This is a genomic window from Candidatus Marimicrobium litorale, from assembly GCF_026262645.1.
GTDB classification, from domain to species: Bacteria; Pseudomonadota; Gammaproteobacteria; order Pseudomonadales; family Halieaceae; genus Marimicrobium; species Marimicrobium litorale.
The window spans coordinates 1-3,670 of record NZ_SHNO01000005.1 but is presented as its reverse complement, the minus strand read 5'-3'; the positions used below and the strand labels follow the sequence as shown (position 1 = coordinate 3,670).

2 rRNA genes are annotated in these 3,670 nt (G+C 52.1%); both read left to right on the top strand.

Annotated features, from left to right (window positions below):
• Positions 1–305: 305 nt before the first annotated feature.
• Positions 306–3,220: ribosomal RNA gene (locus EYC82_RS18070) — 23S ribosomal RNA — on the top strand.
• 216 nt (positions 3,221–3,436) lie between these two features.
• A 5S ribosomal RNA gene (gene rrf / locus EYC82_RS18065) occupies positions 3,437–3,552 on the top strand.
• The last annotated feature ends 118 nt before the right edge of the window (positions 3,553–3,670 follow it).

Sequence of the window (3,670 nt, the reverse complement as noted above, 5' to 3'; positions counted from 1 at the left end):
CAACCGGAAAGTTCTTTAACAAGGTATATCAAGCTGAGTCTTTGGACTGACATGCAACACTCTTAGGAGTGAGGTATGCGGTTCATAGATAAAATTGTTCCGGTGGTAGCGGGTTTCAATTCCCCGTTATCACCAAATGAGTTGTAATAAACACTGTGACTTAAGCGTCACAACATCCGGCGGGCACTCTGGCAACGGCAGTATTGTTGCGGTGGTATGTCAGTACCACTTAAGAGTGTCTCAGTGCTTGGCCCGTGCTAAAGGGGGCCAGGTGCAGTCTGCTTGAACAGATAACTGTGTTATATGGTCAAGTGACTAAGCGTATACGGTGGATGCCTTGGCAGTCAGAGGCGATGAAGGACGTAGTAGCCTGCGAAAAGCTTCGGGGAGGTGGCAAACAACCTTTGATCCGGAGATGTCCGAATGGGGAAACCCACCCAGTGTAAGCTGGGTATCCTTAACTGAATTCATAGGTTAAGGAGGCGAACGCGGAGAACTGAAACATCTAAGTACCCGTAGGAATAGAAATCAATTGAGATTCCCCCAGTAGCGGCGAGCGACCGGGGAACAGCCTGCAAGTGATAGCAGTTGGGTTAGTGGAACACTCTGGAAAGGGTGGCGATAGAGGGTGATAGCCCCGTACACGAAAGCCTGATTGTGGTACTGAGCTTGCGACAAGTAGGTCGGGACACGTGTTATCCTGACTGAACATGGGGGGACCATCCTCCAAGGCTAAATACTCCTGACTGACCGATAGTGAACCAGTACCGTGAGGGAAAGGCGAAAAGAACCCCGGAGAGGGGAGTGAAATAGAACCTGAAACCGTATACGTACAAGCAGTGGGAGCACCCTCGTGGTGTGACTGCGTACCTTTTGTATAATGGGTCAGCGACTTATTGTCTGTAGCGAGCTTAACCGTTTAGGGGAGGCGTAGGGAAACCGAGTCTTAATAGGGCGACTTAGTTGCAGGCAATAGACCCGAAACCGGGCGATCTAGCCATGGCCAGGTTGAAGGTGCCGTAACAGGCACTGGAGGACCGAACCCACTTATGTTGAAAAATGAGGGGATGAGCTGTGGCTCGGAGTGAAAGGCTAATCAAGCCCGGAGATAGCTGGTTCTCCTCGAAATCTATTTAGGTAGAGCGTCGTGTCTTACCCTGGGGGGTAGAGCACTGTTTCGGCTAGGGGGTCATCCCGACTTACCAACCCGATGCAAACTCCGAATACCCAGGAGTACAATCACGGCAGACAGACAGCGGGTGCTAACGTCCGTTGTCGAGAGGGCAACAACCCAGACCGCCAGCTAAGGTCCCTAATACCAGTTAAGTGGGAAACGATGTGGGAAGGCTTAGACAGCTAGGAGGTTGGCTTAGAAGCAGCCACCCTTTAAAGAAAGCGTAATAGCTCACTAGTCGAGTCGGCCTGCGCGGAAGATATAACGGGGCTAAATTGGTAACCGAAGCTGCGGATGCACGGTTTCTTCGGATTCTGTGCATGGTAGAGGAGCGTTCTGTAAGCCTGTGAAGGTGTACCGGGAGGTATGCTGGAGGTATCAGAAGTGCGAATGCTGACATGAGTAACGATAAGGGGGGTGAAAAACCTCCCCGCCGGAAGATCAAGGTTTCCTGTCCAACGCTAATCGGGACAGGGTGAGTCGGCCCCTAAGGCGAGGCAGAAATGCGTAGTCGATGGGAAGCGGGTTAATATTCCCGCACTTCTTATTATTGCGATGGAGGGACGGAGAAGGCTAGGCCAGCGCGGTGTTGGTTGTCCGCGTTTAAGGTTGTAGGCTGGGGTTTTAGGTAAATCCGGAACCCTAAGGCTGAGAACTTATGACGATCCCCTGGGGAGACCCTCGGGAGAAGTGGTTGATGCCATGCTTCCAAGAAAAGCTTCTAAGCATAGATAGTAAGGAACCGTACTGTAAACCGACACAGGTGATCAGGTAGAGAATACCAAGGCGCTTGAGAGAACTCGGGTGAAGGAACTAGGCAAAATGGTACCGTAACTTCGGGAGAAGGTACGCCGACTTTGGTGATGGGACTTGCTCCCTAAGCTGAGGTTGGTCGAAGTGACCAGGTGGCTGCGACTGTTTACTAAAAACATAGCACTCTGCAAACACGAAAGTGGACGTATAGGGTGTGACGCCTGCCCGGTGCCGGAAGGTTAATTGATGGGGTTATCTTCGGAGAAGCTCTTGATCGAAGCCCCGGTAAACGGCGGCCGTAACTATAACGGTCCTAAGGTAGCGAAATTCCTTGTCGGGTAAGTTCCGACCTGCACGAATGGCGTAACGATGGCCACACTGTCTCCACCCGAGACTCAGTGAAATTGAAATCGCTGTTAAGATGCAGTGTACCCGCGGCTAGACGGAAAGACCCCGTGAACCTTTACTATAGCTTCACACTGGACTTTGACCTTACTTGTGTAGGATAGCTGGGAGACTTTGAAGCGTGCGCGCTAGCGTACGTGGAGTCGTCCTTGAAATACCAGCCTGGTAATGTTGAGGTTCTAACCTAGGTCCCTTATCGGGATCGGGGACAGTGTGTGGTGGGTAGTTTGACTGGGGCGGTCTCCTCCCAAAGAGTAACGGAGGAGCACGAAGGTGCGCTAATCATGGTCGGAAATCATGAGGTTAGTGTAAAGGCACAAGCGCGCTTGACTGCGAGTCTGACAAGACGAGCAGGTACGAAAGTAGGTCTTAGTGATCCGGCGGTTCTGAATGGAAGGGCCGTCGCTCAACGGATAAAAGGTACTCCGGGGATAACAGGCTGATACCGCCCAAGAGTTCACATCGACGGCGGTGTTTGGCACCTCGATGTCGGCTCATCACATCCTGGGGCTGAAGCCGGTCCCAAGGGTATGGCTGTTCGCCATTTAAAGTGGTACGCGAGCTGGGTTTAGAACGTCGTGAGACAGTTCGGTCCCTATCTGCCGTGGGCGTTGGAGAATTGAGGGAAGCTGCTCCTAGTACGAGAGGACCGGAGTGGACGAACCTCTGGTGTTCGGGTTGTGTCGCCAGACGCATTGCCCGGTAGCTACGTTCGGACAGGATAACCGCTGAAAGCATCTAAGCGGGAAGCCTCTCCCAAGATTAATTCTCCCTGACCCCTTGAGGGTCCTGAAGGGCCGTAGAAGACTACTACGTTGATAGGCTGGGTGTGTAAGCGTTGTGAGGCGTTGAGCTAACCAGTACTAATTGCCCGTGAGGCTTGACCATATAACTCAGATATTTGTGCTGTCGTGCGTATCAGGCAGGGGATAAAACCTCTGCTGATGAGATCGCGATGGTGCTCAAGTAGACTGACGGATGTTGTGGCAAGTCCAGTGTTGATGAAGCAACACGCAGGAACAGACAGTTTGATATACCGCCCTATTTGTTGAGACGAGGCACTTCATGTTATGGAGATAAGACCGACGACAGCAAGCCAGTTTGCCTGGCGACCATAGAGTATTGGAACCACCTGACCCCATCCCGAACTCAGTAGTGAAACGATACATCGCCAATGGTAGTGTGGGGATTCCCCATGTGAGAGTAGGTCATCGCCAGGCTTCTAAACCCAATCCCGCAGTGCGTCAGTGCTGCGGGATTTTTTATGGGTGACGAATGTGCTGGATCGACGCCTCTTTGCGCATAGTGTGTTGCACCGTGAGAGGGGATCAGCGTATT